Annotated in this window: 16 protein-coding genes; 13 read left to right on the top strand and 3 right to left on the bottom strand. The window is 34.6% G+C overall.

The window, feature by feature from the left end; all coding sequences use genetic code 11:
* Nucleotides 1-49 precede the first annotated feature (49 nt).
* From uvrA to ACQ5J2_RS09950, 5 genes are all read left to right on the top strand, one after another.
* Nucleotides 50-2,887, top strand: a complete 2,838-nt coding sequence (uvrA, locus tag ACQ5J2_RS09970) for an excinuclease ABC subunit UvrA (RefSeq protein ID WP_432670258.1) — start codon at nt 50-52, stop codon at nt 2,885-2,887.
* 89 nt (nt 2,888-2,976) lie between these two features.
* On the top strand, nt 2,977-3,216 hold the full coding sequence (locus ACQ5J2_RS09965; RefSeq protein ID WP_432670257.1) for a hypothetical protein: 240 nt from the start codon (nt 2,977-2,979) through the stop codon (nt 3,214-3,216).
* Nucleotides 3,200-3,505: a type II toxin-antitoxin system RelE/ParE family toxin gene (locus tag ACQ5J2_RS09960; protein ID WP_432670256.1), complete on the top strand. Its 306-nt coding sequence runs from the start codon at nt 3,200-3,202 to the stop codon at nt 3,503-3,505. Before ACQ5J2_RS09965 ends, ACQ5J2_RS09960 begins: the two co-directional genes overlap by 17 nt.
* 259 nt (nt 3,506-3,764) lie before the next feature.
* Nucleotides 3,765-4,493 carry a TIGR00730 family Rossman fold protein gene (locus ACQ5J2_RS09955; RefSeq protein ID WP_432670255.1) on the top strand — a complete coding sequence of 243 codons (729 nt, stop codon included), beginning with the start codon at nt 3,765-3,767 and terminating at the stop codon, nt 4,491-4,493.
* A 132-nt stretch (nt 4,494-4,625) separates the two neighbouring features.
* A complete protein-coding gene (locus tag ACQ5J2_RS09950) occupies nt 4,626-7,448 on the top strand; it encodes an aminopeptidase (RefSeq protein WP_432670254.1) in 2,823 nt (940 codons plus the stop codon).
* Here ACQ5J2_RS09950 and ACQ5J2_RS09945 read toward each other — a convergent pair whose 3' ends face one another.
* The gene (locus ACQ5J2_RS09945) at nt 7,449-7,979 is read right to left on the bottom strand and encodes a hypothetical protein (protein ID WP_432670253.1); all 531 of its coding nucleotides are present in this window, start codon (nt 7,977-7,979) and stop codon (nt 7,449-7,451) included.
* A gap of 319 nt (nt 7,980-8,298) precedes the next feature.
* Here ACQ5J2_RS09945 and ACQ5J2_RS09940 point away from each other — a divergent pair, with 319 nt between their 5' ends.
* Nucleotides 8,299-9,546, top strand: a complete 1,248-nt coding sequence (locus ACQ5J2_RS09940; protein ID WP_432670252.1) for a DEAD/DEAH box helicase — start codon at nt 8,299-8,301, stop codon at nt 9,544-9,546.
* 729 nt (nt 9,547-10,275) lie between these two features.
* Here ACQ5J2_RS09940 and ACQ5J2_RS09935 read toward each other — a convergent pair.
* Nucleotides 10,276-11,337, bottom strand: coding sequence for a WD40/YVTN/BNR-like repeat-containing protein (locus tag ACQ5J2_RS09935; protein ID WP_432670251.1), 1,062 nt, complete (start codon nt 11,335-11,337; stop codon nt 10,276-10,278).
* Between the two features lie 116 nt (nt 11,338-11,453).
* On the opposite strand from ACQ5J2_RS09935, the gene ACQ5J2_RS09930 reads away from it, so the two are divergent.
* Nucleotides 11,454-13,415 (top strand): KUP/HAK/KT family potassium transporter, encoded by a 1,962-nt coding sequence (locus tag ACQ5J2_RS09930; protein WP_432670250.1) that lies wholly within the window; start codon nt 11,454-11,456, stop codon nt 13,413-13,415.
* A gap of 57 nt (nt 13,416-13,472) precedes the next feature.
* On the opposite strand, the gene ACQ5J2_RS09925 is transcribed toward ACQ5J2_RS09930, so the two are convergent.
* Nucleotides 13,473-13,742 carry a hypothetical protein gene (locus tag ACQ5J2_RS09925; RefSeq protein ID WP_432670249.1) on the bottom strand — a complete coding sequence of 90 codons (270 nt, stop codon included), beginning with the start codon at nt 13,740-13,742 and terminating at the stop codon, nt 13,473-13,475.
* A 97-nt stretch (nt 13,743-13,839) separates the two neighbouring features.
* On the opposite strand from ACQ5J2_RS09925, the gene ACQ5J2_RS09920 reads away from it, so the two are divergent.
* From ACQ5J2_RS09920 to ACQ5J2_RS09895, 6 genes are all read left to right on the top strand, one after another.
* The gene (locus ACQ5J2_RS09920; RefSeq protein WP_432670248.1) at nt 13,840-14,730 is read left to right on the top strand and encodes a helix-turn-helix domain-containing protein; all 891 of its coding nucleotides are present in this window, start codon (nt 13,840-13,842) and stop codon (nt 14,728-14,730) included.
* Between the two features lie 83 nt (nt 14,731-14,813).
* A complete protein-coding gene (locus tag ACQ5J2_RS09915) occupies nt 14,814-15,977 on the top strand; it encodes a hypothetical protein (protein WP_432670247.1) in 1,164 nt (387 codons plus the stop codon).
* 135 nt (nt 15,978-16,112) lie between these two features.
* Nucleotides 16,113-17,036 carry a geranylgeranylglycerol-phosphate geranylgeranyltransferase gene (locus ACQ5J2_RS09910; RefSeq protein WP_432670246.1) on the top strand — a complete coding sequence of 308 codons (924 nt, stop codon included), beginning with the start codon at nt 16,113-16,115 and terminating at the stop codon, nt 17,034-17,036.
* A complete protein-coding gene (locus ACQ5J2_RS09905; protein WP_432670245.1) occupies nt 17,029-17,610 on the top strand; it encodes a Maf-like protein in 582 nt (193 codons plus the stop codon). The genes ACQ5J2_RS09910 and ACQ5J2_RS09905 overlap by 8 nt, the downstream gene beginning before the upstream one ends.
* Before the next feature lie 3 nt (nt 17,611-17,613).
* Nucleotides 17,614-18,117 carry a mechanosensitive ion channel domain-containing protein gene (locus tag ACQ5J2_RS09900; protein ID WP_432673296.1) on the top strand — a complete coding sequence of 168 codons (504 nt, stop codon included), beginning with the start codon at nt 17,614-17,616 and terminating at the stop codon, nt 18,115-18,117.
* A gap of 152 nt (nt 18,118-18,269) precedes the next feature.
* Nucleotides 18,270-19,481 (top strand): AI-2E family transporter, encoded by a 1,212-nt coding sequence (locus ACQ5J2_RS09895; RefSeq protein ID WP_432670244.1) that lies wholly within the window; start codon nt 18,270-18,272, stop codon nt 19,479-19,481.
* Nucleotides 19,482-19,515 lie beyond the last annotated feature (34 nt).

Below are 19,515 nucleotides of genomic sequence, written 5' to 3'. Positions count from 1 at the left end.
AAAACAGTAACTTTGCATGCAAAATTATTGAAAATCGCATTGTCAAAATATGTCAGATACTGAACAATTTATTGAAGTTTTAGGGGCTCGTGTCCACAATCTTAAAAATATAGACGTTTCCATTCCTCGAGAAAAATTAGTGGTGATTACGGGACTTTCGGGTTCGGGAAAATCTTCACTTGCTTTCGACACGATTTATGCCGAAGGTCAAAGGCGTTATGTTGAAACGTTTTCAGCTTATGCCAGACAATTTTTAGGAGGTCTAGAACGTCCTGATGTCGACAAAATTGATGGACTCTCTCCCGTGATTGCCATAGAGCAAAAAACTACAAGCAAAAGTCCGCGTTCCACTGTAGGAACCATTACTGAAATTTATGATTTTTTACGATTACTTTTCGCTCGAGCTTCGGACGCCTACAGTTACAATACGGGTGAAAAAATGGTCAGTTACAGTGACGACCAAATCGCAACATTGATAAATGAATCATTTACTGGAAAAAGAATTAATGTTTTAGCCCCAACCATTCGCGCAAGAAAAGGTCATTATGCCGAACTTTTTCAGCAAATTGCCAAACAAGGTTTTGTGAAAGTTCGTGTTGATGGTGTGGTAAAAGACATCACACCTGGAATGAAACTCGACCGTTATAAGACGCATGATATCGAAATTGTTATTGATAGAATTGTTGTTGACGAACTTCCAGATACACAGAAACGTTTGTCCGAAAGTATCAATACAGCAATGAGTCACGGCGAAAATGTATTGATGATTTTAGACCAAGACACGGAAGATATTCGCTATTTCAGTCGGAATTTGATGTGTCCCACTACAGGAATTTCGTATCAAAATCCAGAACCCAATTTATTTTCATTTAATTCCCCAAAAGGAGCTTGTTCCAACTGTAATGGTTTGGGAATTATCAATGAAATCAATCCTAAAAAAATAGTTCCGAATCCAAATATGTCCATTAAACAAGGTGGTTTTGCTCCTTTGGGCGAATACAAATCGTCTTGGATTTTTAAACAACTGGAAACTATTGCCGAAAAATTTGAATTTAAATTGACGGATCCGATTTCGAAAATTTCAGACGAAGCGATGGATGTGATTATGAATGGTGGAAAAGACAAATTTACGGTTGCTTCCAAAACGCTTGGTATTACGAAAGAATACAAAATTGATTTTGAAGGAATTGGTCATTTTATCAAAAATCAGTTTGACGAAAACGCTTCAACAGCTATCAAACGTTGGGCAAAAGAATTTATGGATGAAATTCCATGTCCCGTTTGCGACGGAACGCGTTTGCAAAAAGAAGCTCTTTATTTTAAAATCAATGAACGAAACATTGCAGAACTGTCGGCCATGGATATTTCTGAATTGACCGAATGGTTTTTAAAATTAAACAAACATTTATCTGCAAAACAAAAACGCATTGCGACTGAAGTAATTAAGGAAATCAACGACCGACTTTCCTTTTTGATGAACGTGGGTTTGAATTATTTGTCGTTAAGTCGAAGTTCAAAATCACTTTCAGGTGGTGAAGCACAACGGATCCGATTAGCAACACAAATTGGTTCGCAGTTGGTAGGTGTTTTGTATATCTTGGACGAACCCAGTATTGGTTTACACCAAAGAGACAACGAGAAATTGATTCATTCTTTGGAACAACTGCGTGATTTAGGGAATTCTGTTTTGGTAGTGGAACACGATAAAGATATGATCGAACGTGCCGATTACGTCATTGATATTGGACCAAAAGCGGGGAAATTTGGTGGCGAAATCATCAGTAAAGGCACGCCAAAAGAGCTTTTGAAAGAACATACCACAACTGCTCAATATTTGAATGGTGAATTGAAAATTGAAATCCCTAAAGAACGACGCAAAGGAAATGGCAATTTCATGAAATTAACTGGAGCGACAGGAAACAACCTTAAAAATGTATCTATTTCGATTCCATTGGGAACTTTAGTAGGAATTACAGGCGTTTCTGGAAGTGGAAAATCGACTTTGATAAATGAAACGTTGTATCCTATTTTGAACGCACATATTTACAACGGCGTCAAAAAACCAATGCCGTACAAAAAAATTGAAGGTTTAGACTTTATTGACAAAGTCATTGACATTGACCAAAGTCCAATTGGACGAACACCACGTTCCAATCCAGCGACGTATACCGATGTTTTTTCGGAAATTAGAAAGTTGTTTACCATGACTTCTGAAAGTATGATTCGCGGTTATAAAGCCGGACGTTTTAGTTTCAATGTAAAAGGTGGACGTTGTGAAACCTGCGAAGGTTCAGGCGTTCGGACAATTGAAATGAATTTCTTGCCCGACGTTTATGTGGAATGTGAAACCTGTCAAGGAAAGCGTTTTAATCGTGAAACTTTAGAAATTCGTTACAAAGGAAAATCTATTTCTGATGTATTGAATATGACGGTGGATGAAGCGGTTCCGTTTTTTGAATTGATTCCGAAAATATACCGAAAAGTAAAAACCATTCAAGATGTTGGATTGGGATATATCACGTTAGGCCAACAAAGTACAACGCTTTCGGGTGGTGAAGCACAGCGAATTAAATTAGCCGGAGAATTATCTAAAAAAGACACGGGAAATACCTTTTATATTTTGGATGAACCCACAACAGGACTTCATTTTGAAGACATTCGTGTGTTGATGAACGTCATTCAGAAACTGGTAGACAAAGGTAATACCGTCTTGATTATTGAACACAATATGGACGTTATCAAACTTGCAGATTACATTATTGACATTGGACCCGAAGGTGGAAAAGGCGGCGGAATGGTTGTTGCCAAAGGAACTCCTGAGGAAGTAGCAAAAAGTAAGAAGAGTTATACGGCTGTTTTTTTGAAGAAGGAGTTGGAGTCAAAATAAAGCTTAATTAATTTTTCTACATTTTTTACTCTTTGGTTATACATAAATTATCCATAAATACTTAACTTTGACTATTATAATTTTCAATTATGAATACAGAAACAACTATTTTGAATCAGAAGTTGGAATTAATCCAATGGCTTTCGACAATTGAGGATTTTTCAATTATTGAAAAAATAATGGCTTTAAGAAAAAATGAAACCATAGATTGGTGGCATTCGATTTCCGAAGATGAAAAGCAATCCATTGAACTTGGTATAAAGGATGCCGAATCCAATCGATTAAATCCACATTCTAAAGCAAGAGATTTCTATGAAAAGTGGTTATGAAATTCTTTGGACTGATAATGCCTTAAAAGAACTGTCGAAGACCATAAACTATCTCGAGGAAAACTGGACTGATAAAGAACTTCAAAATCTTGCTAATCAACTTGAGCAAACCCTTAAATTGATTTCTCAAAATCCTTATCTCTTTCAAGTATCTGATTTCAAAAAAGATGTTCGTAGAGCTGTGGTTTTAACTTTGAACACATTATATTATAGAATATCGGAAGATAATGTACAAATTTTGTCCTTTTTCTCAAATAGACAAAATCCGAAGAAAAGGATATTGAAATAATTAAGGTACTAATTTCAAAGTTTATAATTTACAATCTTTGAATTTAACAATAAAACGTTTAGCTTTGAATAAAGAGAATTTCTCCAAACCCCCAAACCCCTAGCCCTGATAGAAGTGGCATCCTTTTTATTTTTTATTTTTTATTTAAAAATAAAAAGATAGAACGAATAGCAGGAAACAGCTCCTGAAATAAATTTTGAAAATATAGAGATAAATAGATTCTGAAATGAATTCAGAATGACAAAAAGTAAAGAAAACAATGAGATTAGAAGATTTTGATAACGACGAAGATAAAATAATTCAAGACCGATTGAAACAGCGAACATGGAACGAAATTCGCACCAATGATTCTTGGGCAATTTTCAAGATTATGGCTGAATTTGTAAACGGATACGAAGCCATGGGACGAATTGGCCCGTGTGTTTCTATTTTTGGTTCAGCACGAACGAAACCAGAAGACCACTTTTATAAATTAACGGAGCGAATTGCTTATAAAATCAGTAAAGCCGGTTACGGTGTGATTACTGGCGGTGGACCGGGAATTATGGAAGCTGGAAATAAAGGAGCTCATGCAGGAGGCGGAACTTCAGTAGGATTAAACATTGAATTGCCTTTTGAGCAACACTTTAACCCGTATATCGACCGCGATAAAAACCTAAACTTTGATTACTTTTTTGTAAGAAAAGTAATGTTTGTGAAGTATTCTCAAGGATTTGTGGTTATGCCAGGAGGTTTTGGAACCTTAGATGAAATGTTTGAAGCGATTACTTTAATTCAGACAAAAAAAGTCGCAAAATTTCCTATCATTCTAGTAGGTACTGAATTTTGGACGGGTTTAATGGACTGGATTAAAAATGTATTGGTTGCCAATATTGCTACTGTAAGTCCTGGCGATTTAGATTTGATAAAAATCGTAGACCATGAAGATGAAGTCGTAGAGGTACTCGATGCTTTTTATAAAAAATACAATTTGAGTCCAAACTTCTAATAAAAAAAAATTAACATGGAAAAGTTCGCATAAAAGACGCTCTAAAACGTTTTTAATGCGAACTTTTCGCTTTTTTTGCAATACATTTCGTATGTATGATTAATGAATGATTATTCCCAAAACAAATCGCGCTTGAAACTTACTCTTAAACTCCTTTTCAACTTGTTTGCTCTTGTATTTACTTCGCTTTCATGGAGCCAACATTCGAGTATTTGTAACGTAGAATTAAATCCAGACAAGAAAACGCTGACCGTGCAGCAGGAATTGATTTACTTTAATCAATCCAATGACACGCTGAAAAAAATCATTTTGAATGATTGGAACAATGCGTATTCGGATAAATATTCGCCTTTAGGAAAACGTTTTTCAGATGAATTTGTTCGGAATTTTCATTTAGCGAAAGACGAAGAAAGAGGTGCAACTACAGATTTAACATTCATCGACCAAAATAAATTATTTCTCGACTGGAGTCGAACGAGCGATCATCCCGATTTAATTGAAGTAATTTTAAGAGATAAAATTGCACCACAGCAAAAGTTTTCCATCTTTATAACTTATAAAATTAAGTTGCCAAGCGATAAGTTTACAGGGTATGGCTACAATGAAAACGGTAATTTCATGCTGAAAGATTGGCTCCTCACTCCTGCGCGATTTAATAACGGACATTTTGCAATGTACAGTAATGTCAATTTGGAGGACAGTTCAAATGCGGTAAGTGATTACGAAATTAACCTAACCTTGCCTCAGAATTACGAATTAACTACTGATTTGAATAAAATAAATCAAGTAGGTTCTAAAGTTACTTTAAATGGCGAAAAACGTTCTCAATTCTCCATTTACCTCTCCCAAAATTCCAATTTTCGCTCTTTCATTTTGCCCAACTTGAAAGTCCAAACCAACATCAACGACAACAACCTCAACGAAATTAAAAAAGCCTTGTTAATCAAGCAAATTACGGAATATGTTGAGTCAACTATCGGTAAATTCCCGCATCAAAATATCGTGGTTTCGCAAGCTGATTATGAACGAAATCCGTTCTATGGTTTAAATCAACTGCCTAGTTTCATCAGTCCTTTTCCAGATGATTTTGTATTTGAAATCAAGTTCCTAAAGACGTATCTGAATAACTTTTTAAAAAACAGCATGACGCTTGATGAACGAAAAGACAACTGGATTTACGACGGAATTCAAGTCTATACGATGATGAAATACATCGACGACTATTATCCCAATATGAAGATGATGGGAAGTGTGGCGAAGCTTAAAATTCTTAAAAGTTTCAATCTGGTAAACCTGGATTTCAACGAGCAATACAGCTACTTTTATATGTTGATGGCGCGAAAGAACCTCGACCAACCCATTGGTGAATCAAAAGAAAAACTAATTAAATTTAACGAACAAATTGCTTCGAAATACCGTGCAGGTTTGAGTTTAAATTACCTCGACCATTATTTAGAGCATAATATTCTCCCGCAAAGTATTCAACAATTTTACCTTTTAAACCAAGAGAAAAAAGTAACCGAATCCGATTTTGAATCCATTCTAAAACAGAAAGCATCGGTAGATATTGATTGGTTTTTCAAAACAATCATTCATTCGCGTGACATTGTAGATTATAAGTTTTCTGACGTTACTAAAACCAACGACAGCATCACGTTCACCATAAAAAACAAAACAAATACCACAGTTCCCATTCCCGTTTACGGCCTGAATAACAACCAAGTGGTGTTTAAGAAATGGTATTCGGGAATTAGCAACGACAGTACGTTTACCATTGCGAGAAACAATGTAAATAAAATTGTTTTAAACTACGAAAACGACGTTCCTGAATTTAATTTACGCAACAACTGGAAGTCTTTAAAAGGTTTTTACCCCAATAACCGTCCGTTCAAATTTGTGCTAATGAAGGATTTAGAAGACCCGTATTACAACCAAATTCTATACGTCCCAACAATTAGTTATACCTTATATGATGGTCTTTCGCCGGGTTTCAGGTTTCACAATAAAACCATTTTAGACAAGCCATTTAATTTTGATGTCAACCCTATTTATTCCCCAAATACGCAATCATTAACGGGTCATTTTTCCTTTCATGTAAACCAATTTAACAGGGAAAGTAATTGGTTCAATACGCGATATTCACTTAGCGGGACCTATTTGCATTATGCGGAAGATGCCGCTTATTTTAAAATAAATCCAGTGCTGCTTTTTAGAATTCGAGAGGATGACATGAGAGACAACCGTTTCCAAGCAATTCAAATTAGGCAAGTCATGGTCAACTTAGACCCGTCAAAATTCGTGACCGAATTTGATGGAAATCAAGAAAGTTACAACGTTTTCAATGCTAAATATTTCAACACTAAAACAGAATTGGTAAAACACGTTAATTTAGTTGCCGATGTACAAATAGCATCCAAATTCGGAAAAACATCGATTGAAGTTGAATATCGAAAACTTTTCAATAACAACAGGACAATCAATTTACGCCTTTTTGCAGGAACATTTTTGTACAACAATACCAATTCGGACTTCTTTAGTTTCGGGCTTGACCGTGCTTCAGATTATTTGTTCGACCACAATTACTACGGTCGTTCTGAAGAAACGGGCATTTTTAGCCAGCAACTCATTCTTGCGGAAGGTGCGTTCAAATCAAAGTTGGATACACCCTTTGCAAACCAGTGGATGGTAACTACAAATGCAGGTTTTAACATCTGGAATTGGGTGGAAGTCTATGGCGATTTGGGTTTTGTAAAAAACACGAACCAAAACGCCAAATTCATGTACGATTCTGGAGTGCGTTTGAATTTAGTTACCGATTATTTTGAATTGTATTTCCCTGTATATTCAAACAACGGCTGGGAAATTGCCGACAAAAACTACCAAGAAAATATTCGGTTTATTGTAACACTTGACCCTAGAATTTTAGTGAATTTGTTTACCCGAAAATGGTTCTAATTATTCGCGAATTATAAGAAAAGCTGCATTAAATCCAGTCGATAAGTTCCATTCTTCCTGATAAATGGTTTGCCCCTTATCTCTAATTAAAAAAGCGCCCGTATTTGGAAACGAACTTCCTTCATTTAAAGCAATAAATTCAATGCGATTAAAACCTTTTTTTAAAGGAATTTGAAGTGTCTTGAAAGTAGAATTTAAAAAGATGCTTTCATAAATCACAACTCCGTCTTGCGTAATTTTTACATAATCGCCATCAATAGCTTGTGGGTCTCGAACGGCAACTTCAATCGATTCTGAATCGGTTTTAAAATCACCAAAATACTGATTTCTTCTAAATATTTTATAATCACCATTCCCCTCGCCTTTCAAGCTGTTATTCATTTTTTTGGTATAACGGTCGGCAGGGTTCAAAAAATCATCTTGCTGGTTAAATTCCCGTTCTTTAGGTTTGTCCCATGGGTTGGTCGTTACTTCTTCTTTGGGTTTAATATCCCAAAGACTCGGTGCTTTTTCGGGAGTAATTGTCGGCATCTTAGGCATATTCACCGGCGGGATATTAATTGTACCACTTTTACCGTCAAATTGCGCAAAAGAGTGCATCACGGAAAAACAGATAAAAAAAAGTAGGAAATACAATCGCATAGAATACAGATGTTCAGAATTTTGAAAGGCTAAAATTATAAAAATGCAGTTAATATTCAGGAAATACTTTTCAAATTAACGAAACATTATCGTATTATTTCTAACAAAGAACGTTCCATAAGCCCACATTTTTAAAACATTAATTATAATAAACCTATCTTTGCAACCTCTTTGTACTTAATTCAGAGTACTCAAAAGATTTATATTTATGTTATTCGAAGATTTATCACTTTCTAAAAGTATACAAAAAGCCGTTTACGAACTAGGTTATTTGGAGCCAACACCCATTCAAGAACAATCCATTCCTTCTATTCTTCAAGGCCGCGACCTGATCGGTTGTGCCCAAACAGGTACTGGAAAAACAGCCGCTTTCGCCATTCCAATCATTCATCAATTGCACCGAATTGTTGGTTCTTCTAAAAAAAGCAAACAGATTCGCTGTTTAGTGGTTACGCCAACTCGGGAATTAGCCGTTCAAATTGGACAAAATTTTGACCAATACGGAAAATACACCAACTTGACTTCACTAACTATTTTTGGTGGTGTGTCTCAAGTGCCACAAGTCGATATGTTACGCAGTGGTATTGATATCCTAGTCGCAACTCCTGGTCGTTTACTCGATTTAAACAAGCAAGGTTTCATTGATTTGGACCATTTGCATTGTCTAGTTTTAGACGAAGCCGACCAAATGTTAGACATGGGTTTTGTCAATGATGTCAAAAAAATTGTAAAACTTACACCAGATAACCGCCAGACCTTATTGTTTTCGGCTACAATGCCAATGGCAATCCGGGAATTATCTGAAATATTCTTAAAAGACCCCGTAAGTGTAACCGTTTCTCCAGTTTCTTCTACAGCTGAAAATGTGGAGCAACGCGTTTATTATGTTGACAAAAGCGAAAAACGCAACTTATTATACCATTTAATCAAAAACGAAAATTTATCCGACGTTCTGGTTTTTTCAAGAACCAAGCACGGTGCTGATAATGTGGTAAAATCATTGAGAAATAAAGGCATCGCTGCCGAAGCCATTCACGGAGACAAATCTCAAAATGCAAGACAAAGGGTTTTAGATGCGTTTAAAGCAAAAGAAGTAGGCGTTTTAGTAGCCACAGATATTGCCGCAAGAGGAATCGACATCGACCAACTGCCTTTTGTAATCAACTTCGATTTACCCAATGTGCCCGAAACGTACGTTCACCGAATTGGTCGAACAGGCCGTGCAGGAAACGGTGGTATCGCAATTTCTTTTTGTGGAAAAGACGAAGCACCTTACTGGAAAGACATTCAAAAGTTGATTAAAGTAGATGTCGAAGTAATCAAAGACCACGAATTTCAATGGAAAGAAGGAAGTCCCGACGAAACTGCCCCTAAGAAAAACTCAAACAGAAGCAAAGAAGCAAATAATTCAAGAAAATCTACCGCTTCTAAGCAAAATAAGAAACGCTGGTACTAAACCCACCATAAAACTATAGCACAAGGTCAAAAGGAACGCGACGTCACAAGTAACACGACATAAGTGCCACGTAGTAAGCAACATGCAATAAGTAACACGTCATAAGTACCACGTCATTGCGAGGAACGAAGCAATCCCACAACGATAAACACAACGATAAACACAACGCTATAGCCCAACGTACGAAATAACATGCAAGGAGTACCACGTTACAAGTACCACGTCATTGCGAGGAACGAAGCAATCCCACAACGCTATAGCCCAACGTGCTAAGCACCAAATCACACAAAGCTTTTCCCTATAATTATAAAACAAACATTTATAACTACAAGGAAAAGCTTTTATTTTATAAAGAATACATTGATTTTATTAAAACAAAAACTGAAAAAACTAAGTATTTCCTGTAACTAGGTAAGGGTCTTTCTGTTTTTAGGTAGGATTTCTTTTCACTTTATAAGAAACAACATTCACTCCCTAAGGAACAATCTTAACTCTATAAGGAACAATCCTAACTCCGTAAGGAACAATCTTCACTCTATAAGGAACAATTCGTACTTCGTAAGGAACAACCTTCACTTAATAAGGAACAACATTCACTCAATAAGGAACAATCTTCACTATATAAGGAACAATTTTCATCCTATTAAGACTTCTATTCATTTTATAAAACAAAAACATAATTTAGTAGATAAATACCCGCAATCTCATAGAAATGTACCCAACCCAAACCTATTTAAAACGCAGTCGAACAATCTTATCCTTTCCTGCACCAATTGCAGTCGAATCATTCATAAACCGAATTGTATATAACGAAGAATCGCCTGATAATTTACTCCACTTTTCTCCAGCAGTTGAAGAATAATACAACCCTGAAGCACCCACACTTACTAATTGTTCCCCACGAGAATTAGGAACATACTGAACACAAGAAGCATAACCAAAACCTTCTTTTTCTGCAATCAATTTCCACGTCTTTCCACCATCTTTTGTGATGGCTTTGTTGCCAAAATTTTGAGTAAGTTTCTCATAATTCCCTCCCGCTATGAATCCATTCTTAGCATCGTAGAAATCAGCGGTAAAAATCCCCGTCATTGCTTCTCCCTGAACGATGGGCGTTTCCACAACACTCCACTTTTGCCCTTTATCAGCTGAATAAAACACCCGTGATTTCGTTCCTCCAGAAACCATCCATGTCTCACTCCCTTTTACAACAAGATTGGTATTGCTTGCTGCAAAAGCGGCTTCACCTTCTCGTACTTTGGGCAAGTTCTCACAAGAAACTTTGTTCCATGTAGTTCCTCCATCCCGCGTTATGACTACCGAAAGACAATCATCAGTTGGATCTCCTATTGCTATTCCTTCTTCATCATTCCAAAATTGCATACTGTCGTAAAATGCCTTAGGATGATTTTCTTGATACATTTTCTTAATCCGCGAACCGTCTTTAGAAATCCGATACAATAAAGCAGGTGTTCCTACATTCAATATAAAAATGGATTCTTTAGTCTTTGCAATGCTTCTAAACTCAAGTGATAAAGTATCTTTTGTCACATGTCCGCTGAATCTTTTATCAGTTCCCAAATCAATCGACCCATATTGCCCCTTACTTCCCGCATACCAAACCGTATTAGAATCAATTAAAATGGCTCGTATTGAAATTTCTTCTTGTAAAAGTGTATCAACAGCCACCGAAGTAAAAACTCTTGATTTCACTACAGGTAACGAGTCATTTTCGGTCTTACAAGAAGTAAATAATAGTAAGAACAGCCCTAGAAATAGTAAATTTTTCATGATAATAAATATTGCTGCAAACTTATCATTTTTTTTTAAAGCAACATCGTAAATAAATCGGTCAATATAAATTAGGTATTGTTTAATTATCTAATTTTGTCTTCTTTATAAATGATATGAGTAGTGCAAAAAAAGGCCATTTGAGCCAATTGTCGTTAGGCGGTTTACTGATTACTTTGGGAATTATTTATGGCGATATTGGTACGTCACCGCTGTACGTAATGAAGGCGATTATCGGCGGAGCTGCCATAAATGCGGATATCATTTTAGGAGGAGTTTCTTGCGTTTTTTGGACATTAACGTTACAAACAACGGTCAAATATGTAATCATTACTCTAAATGCTGATAATAATGGTGAAGGAGGAATCTTTGCCTTATACGCTTTAGTCCGCCGAACAAAGGTGAAATGGCTCATTATTCCCGCCATCATTGGAGGAAGCGCTCTTCTCGCTGACGGAATTATTACGCCACCCATTTCCGTTTCTTCCGCAATTGAAGGCTTAAGAACGTATTATCCATCTATAAATACAGTTCCAATTGTCATCGGAATTTTATTCGTCTTATTTTTTATACAACAATTTGGAACAAGTATCGTAGGCAAGTTCTTCGCTCCCATGATGCTCATCTGGTTTGGAATGTTGGGAATCCTAGGAGGAATTCAAGTCTTTGATAATTTTGAAGTTTTTAAAGCATTGAATCCCTACTATGCCTTTCACTTATTAAAATTACACCCAGAAGGTTTTTATATTTTAGGCGCTGTTTTCCTTTGTACCACCGGTGCTGAAGCATTATATTCAGACATGGGACATTGCGGTCGAAAAAACATTCGTGTCAGTTGGATTTTTGTTAAATCCATGTTGGTGCTGAACTATTTTGGCCAAGCTGCTTACCTACTCCGTTTTGAAGGAAAAACACTTGTAGAATTAGGTGGTCCCAATGGAAACCCGTTCTACTTAATAATGGCCGACTGGTTCCAACCCATCGGAATCACCATTGCGACACTTGCGGCAGTAATTGCTTCTCAAGCTTTAATTAGTGGTTCTTTTACGTTAATTAATGAAGCCATGCGATTAAATTTCTGGCCGAAAGTTACCATCAAATATCCAACAGAATTAAAAGGACAAATGTACATTCCCTCTGTCAATTGGTTGTTGTTTTTAGGTTGTGCTTTGATTGTAATTCACTTTGAAGAATCTACCAATATGGAAGCGGCTTATGGTCTCGCCATTGTTCTGTGCATGATAATGACCACTATTTTACTTAATTTCTATATGATAATGAAACGCGTAAAATGGTATTTTATCGCCCCAATCATCACTATTTATGGAATCATTGAATTTAGTTTTTTCTTTGCAAACATTAAAAAATTCTCACATGGAGGTTATGTAACCATCATAATTGCACTACTATTAATCACAATTATGTTCACCTGGTTTAGAGCCAAAACAATTAGTAAATCCTACACAAAATTTGTCAAAATCAATGATTACAAAAAGGTGTTGGCTGAACTAAGCACTGATTTGACTATTCCAAAATACGCCACACATTTGGTTTATCTCACCAATTCCAGTCGTACCGATGAAATTGAAGAGAAGGTAATGTATTCTATTTTGCAAAAACGTCCCAAAAGAGCTGACATCTATTGGTTCATCCACGTCAATATTCTGAACGAACCTTATAAAACAGAATATAAAGTAACCGAAATCTTGCACGACGATATCATCCGAGTTGATTTTAACTTGGGATTCCGTGAACCTACCAAAATCAACATTATGTTTCGCGAGGTTGTCAAAAACATGGTACAAAACAAAGAAGTTGATGTCACCAGTCGTTACGCATCGTTAAGTAAAAATAACATTCTAGGTGATTTCAAATTTGTTCTTTCTGAAAAATTCTTATCGAACGACAGTGATATGATTTGGCACGAAAAGTTAATCATGAATACGTATTTTTTGATTAAAAAATTAAGTTTATCAGAAGAAAAAGCATTCGGTCTGGACAGTAGTTCTGTTAAAATTGAAAAATTCCCAATGGTCGTTAATCCTCCAGAAAGTATTTGCATGAAGCGTATTGATTAGTCATCACTGTTTTTGCCATCAAAAATGTACATCCAAATCAATCTGGAATATTTAAAATTAATAGTCATCAAGAATACTGAAATTCCAGCCATTATAAAGAAAATGTGTGCTAAGTCGGTAACAAATAGACGAGAAATCACAAAGATAGCTACCATACATTGCTCCAAAGAAATAACCTGGCTCTCTTTCAAAACGATGACCACATTCTTGACAGTTCTTATTCATTTTAGGCATTTGAAATAAAAAAGGATTTCCGTTTTTATAAAATACTTGTCCTTTTTCACAATGAGGACATTTACCTAAAAACATTTTTATAATTTGCGACATTTTATTTGTATTTTTATTCTGCAAAGTTATTACATTAGCAACTTATCGACTTTACACAAATACTTCACTTTTTGGACAAATAAGACATTTACTAAGAATGAAAAATATTCAAGTTTTAAATATTGAAAAGTTTTTATCCAGTGAAAATCAGAAAGAATTTTATGTTTCTGATTTAAAAACACACATAGAAATAAACAAAAGTTTTATTACCCATCCGCACAAACACAATTCCTATTTATGTGTTTTATTTACAAAAGGTTTTGGCACACATGAAATTGACTTTACGAGTTATGAAATTAACGAAGGAAGTTTATTCCTAATAGCTCCAGGACAAACGCATCATTGGACGTTATCCAACGATATTGATGGTTATATATTTACACATACTCAAGCGTTTTATGACTTTCATTATACTAAAGAGCGAATTAGTCAATTTCCTTTTTTTCAATCCATTCATAACAATCCACATTTAAATTTAAAGGTTTCAGATGTAAAAACAATTGTTAATTTCTTTGAGTTAATTAGTTTTGAATATCAGTCGCAACAACTTTTAAAAAGTCAAATGATACTTAATTATATTTCTATAATTTATAGTGTTTTAAGTCGGATTTACATTTCAGAATCTAAGAACCTTATTCAAAACTCTTCAAAATATATTGAAAAGTACCATCAATTTGAGCAACTAATAGAAAAACAATTTTTAATTGAGAAATCACCTTCAAAATATGCCGATTTGCTTAATATCTCTTCCAAACATTTAAATAGAATTACAAAGTCCAGTATCAATAAAACAGCTTCAGAACTAATTTCAGAAAGAATAATCCTCGAAGCAAAAAGAAAAATAGTACATTCAAAAGTTAGTTTAAGCGAAATTGCTTACTCGTTAGGTTACGATGATTACGCTTATTTTTCTAGACTTTTCAAACAAAAGGAAGGTATTTCTCCAGCTGAATTTCTAAAAAAATACAGTTCTCAAGTTGTTAAATAAATATTAATCTTCAAATAGTGGCACGTCTCTTGTTTTATTGTTTTCAAATCTAATCAAAAAACCAACTTTTAAATTTAGAAATCATGAAAACCAAATTACTTTCCCTAGCCTTATTTGGGTTGCTAATCCAAATTCCTCTTTTTGCTCAAGATAGAACTACTGTAAACGCTACAAGTAATGAAATCAGCGATAACTTAGATTTACGAGCGGTAGCTTCTATTTTTGGAGATGCAAAAAATTTACAAGATTTCGAACAACGATTAAACGACCCAAAAAATCAAATTTCAAATTTAGATTTGAATTTTGACCGTCAAGTTGATTATTTGCGAGTAATTGAAGTCGTAGAAAGCAGTACCCACTTAATTATTTTACAAGCCGTTTTAGAAAAAGATGTTTTTCAAGATGTAGCTACCATTGAAGTAGAACGTGATCGAAACAATAATGTTCAAATTCAAGTCGTAGGAGATGTATTCATGTACGGCCCAAACTATATTTATGAACCTGTATATGTTTCCCGGCCGTTGATATATAACGTTTTTTGGGTTCACAATTACAATCCGTATTATTCACCTTATTACTATAATTACTATCCAACCTACTATTATGCATGGACTCCTTACCCTGTTTATCGATACCGAAGAAACGTGCATGTACATATAAATGTGCACAACCACTACAATTATTCAAATCATAGAAGCAGTACACGTGCGGTTGCATTGTATGAAACGAGAAGAACAAATGGTTACGAAAGAAATTACGATAACTATGCCACTCGTAGAAATAATTATGCTTCAACAAGAAGTTCGTCAACTAGAAACGATGTAGGAACTAGAACTACTTCTGGAACAAGAAGCCAATCTTCAAACAGTAGTACACGAAGTAATTCAAATTCTGCTGCATCAACGCCAACACGAACTACTAATACTGTTGGAACTAGAAGTAATTCTGCAACTAGAAACGACTTATCAAACAATAGCACAAGAAGCAATTTAAGTGCTGCATCAACGCCAACAAGAACAACCAGTAATTCTGGAGTTAGAAACGAAACTTTAAACAGTAGCACAAGAAGTAATTCAAGTGCTGCATCAACGCCAACACGAACAACTAGAAATTCAGTTTCGCAACAAGCAACAACTAGACAAACAACTCAAGGTTCTAGCGCTACTCGAAATACTGCTCAAGTAAGCGAGACGCGTTCTTCAAACACAAGAAGCTCTGGTACATCAACCAGAAATGGAAGAAACTAAGCAGCGAATACATTTTATAAATGCCTGAAAGAAATTTCAGGCATTTTTTTTATACCAATAATTTTAAAAGTAGCACGAAAGAAATTACCTTTAGCCTCGCAATTTTGCACTTTAATTTACAAGGTTTTCTCTGATATGGCATTTTTAAAGCTCATCCGCTATCAAAATTTATTGTTACTCATTTTTATGCAGCTTTTGTTTCGCTATGGATTTCTAAATTTACAAGGAATCGAACTGGCCTTAAACAATTGGCAGTTTGGGATTTTAGTGTTTTCAACCGTTTGTGTTGCTGCAGCAGGTTATATTATCAATAACATTTTCGACAGAGAGACTGATTTAATTAATAAAAAAGAGGTCATTGTAGGAGCTTCTATCAGCGAAGCAATGGCTTACAATTTATATTTTGCATTAAATGTAATAGGTGTAGGAGGCGGTTTTTATCTGTCTAACCTTATCGAAAAACCAGGTTTCTCTTTGTTATTCATCATCATTTCAGGAACTTTATATCTTTATGCCTCTTCCCTAAAACAATCCTTGTTAGTTGGAAATTTAATCGTTGCGATTCTAACAGCCATTAGTGTAATTATTATTGGTTTGTATGATTTATTACCCATAATAACTCCTGAGAATCAAATGCATTTGGGGATTTTATTTAAAATATTGTTGGATTACGCATTATTTGCTTTTTTGATTAATTTCATCCGCGAAATTGTCAAAGATTTAGAAGACGTTAAAGGAGATTACAACTTAGGAATGAACACCTTACCCATCGCACTTGGCGTCGAAAGAACAGCTAAAATCGTATTAATTTCAACTGCAGTAATTACTGTCTATTTGCTTTACTATATTTATGAATACTACTTTAATAATAATTTATACATCAGCACTATATATAGTTTATTGACGGTTATTGCTCCACTTTTATTCTTTTGTGTAAAATTGACAAACGCTAAAAATTCAACTGATTTCAAGACTTTGAGCTTAATTTTAAAATTGGTTTTGCTTTTTGGAATCGTATCGATAGCTGTAAATAGTTTAAATATATCATATAATGTTTAGTCAAAAACTGAAAGAATACAAAATCATTCTAGCGTCTGGGTCACCTAGACGCCAACAGTTCTTTAAAGATTTAGGATTGGATTTTGAAATACGCTTGCGCGAAATTGAAGAAGTATATCCAGATACTTTAAAAGCCGATGAAATAACCGACTATCTAGCTGAATTAAAAGGAAAGGCATTTGATGGAGCTCTTGCAGATGATGAATTGTTAATTACTAGCGATACCATCGTCTGGCATAAAAATAAAGCGTTAGGTAAACCAAAACACGCACAAGATGCATTTTTTATGCTGAAAAACCTTTCAAATTCTACACACCAAGTAATTACCTCCGTTTCTTTCAAAACCAATAAAAAAGTCACTACCTTACATGATTACACTGAAGTAACTTTTGCGCAATTAACTGATGAAATGATTCATTTTTATATTTCAAAATTTGAACCATTTGATAAAGCAGGTTCGTATGGAATTCAAGATTGGATAGGTCTAGTTGGCGTCACGTCTATCTCAGGTTCTTATACAAATGTCATGGGATTGCCAACACATTTAGTTTTTGATTATTTTAAAAATTTTTAGATGATGGATTTTTTTAATTTTTATTTTCGCGAAATAATGATAACCGGCATCATGACTGTTTCATTAGCAATCTTGCGTTATATAACTATAGTATTGGTAAAAAAATACGCTATTAGAAGCGAGGTATTGGAATACCGTAAAAACTTAGTAATTAAATACATAAGTGTATTTTTTACCTCATTATTTTTCGTGAGTTTAATTCTTACTTGGGGCGTTAAAACCGAAGATTTATTTCTTACATTATCTTCTGTTTTAACTGTAATTGGTGTCGCCTTATTTGCACAATGGTCTATTTTGAGTAACATCACTTCTGGTTTTATCGTTCTTTTCTCTTTTCCTTTTAAAATAGGCGATACCATAAAAATCCACGACAAAGACTTTCCTATTGAAGGAGAAATTATTTCGATTCATACTTTTTATACTTTTCTAAAAACAAGTGAAGGCGAACTGGTTACTTACCCCAATTCTCTATTCTTGCAAAAAGGCATATCTACACTAAAGCGCTAAAAAATTCATCTCGTCTTATACAGTGTAAATTCTGTAATGTATTAAAGTATTTTTATAAGATATAATTACTTTTTTTGAAGCAATTTTGTTTTAAGTTCCAATTGCCATTATCTCAAATAAATTGGTTTACTTTCCAAAAACAAATTTTATCAATGACTACAACTTTAAAGCTACCTTTTTATGTCAAGCTATCGCTGACTTTAGTAAGTCTAATTGCGGTATTTTTCACTTTATATATTGCACAGGAAGTACTAATTCCATTAATGATGGCGCTGTTATTCTCCATTTTACTTAGACCTTGTTGTGCGTTTCTAAGTGAAAAATTAAAATTCCCTCATGTTATTGCAGTAATGATTTGTGTGCTTTTGTTTGTCATTTTTTTTATTGGAGTTGTGACATTTATCTCTTGGGAAGTAACTGATTTTGTAAAAGATTGGAATACAATTAAGCGTAATTTCAATATTCATTTACTAAATTTAAAAGAATTTGTTCGTAGCAATTTTGACATCAGCACTTATGAACAAGATAAATATATTGAAGACGCTACAAATGATAGTGTCGAAACTGGTAAAGAAATTTTAGGCAGTACGCTTCTTTCCTTTACAGATACATTATTAAACCTTACATTGATTCCTATTTACATGTTTTTGATTTTATTATACAGAACTCATTTTATGAAGTTTCTTAATAAACTTTTCAAACCAGAACACCACGAAGCACTTTTTGATATTTTGTGCCAAATTAAAGTAGCCGTAAAAAGTTATTTAATGGGGTTAATCATTCAGATGGTTTCCGTTGCAACAATGACCTCAATAGGCTTCATGATTGCAGGCGTAAAATATGCGATACTTCTAGGTGTTTTAACAGGTTTACTTAACCTAATTCCGTACTTGGGAATCCTAGTGGCGATGGTCATCAGCATTTTTGCAACTTTAACAGGTACTCCAGATGTATCTATAATTCTTGGGGTAATAATTGTTACCATTATCGTTCAAGTAATTGACAACAATATCCTAGTGCCTTTAGTTGTAAGTTCAAAAGTAGAAATAAATGCAATGGCTTCCATCGTAGGTATAATCATAGGTGGAGCAATTGCTGGAATTCCTGGAATGTTTCTAGCCATCCCAACAATTGCGATTTTAAAAGTAATTTTTGACCGAATCGAACCCTTGAAACCTTGGGGCTATTTGATGGGAGACGATTTACCTAAAACCTATGAGTGGAGAAACATAAGACTGACTAGGTACAGTTACAGTGTTCAGAATGAAACTTCAGAAGAAAATGACGACAATCCATCTGCTGAAGAACAATCATTATTTACAGAGACATCCACTTTCAATGACAGTGAAAAAAAAACAAATTAACTTGTAATTAGGTACAATATGAACAAAAAAATAC

It is taken from the genome of Flavobacterium sp. SM2513 (assembly GCF_050908145.1).
In the GTDB taxonomy this organism is placed as follows: Bacteria; Bacteroidota; Bacteroidia; order Flavobacteriales; family Flavobacteriaceae; genus Flavobacterium.
This window is presented reverse-complemented; position numbering and strand designations above follow the sequence as displayed.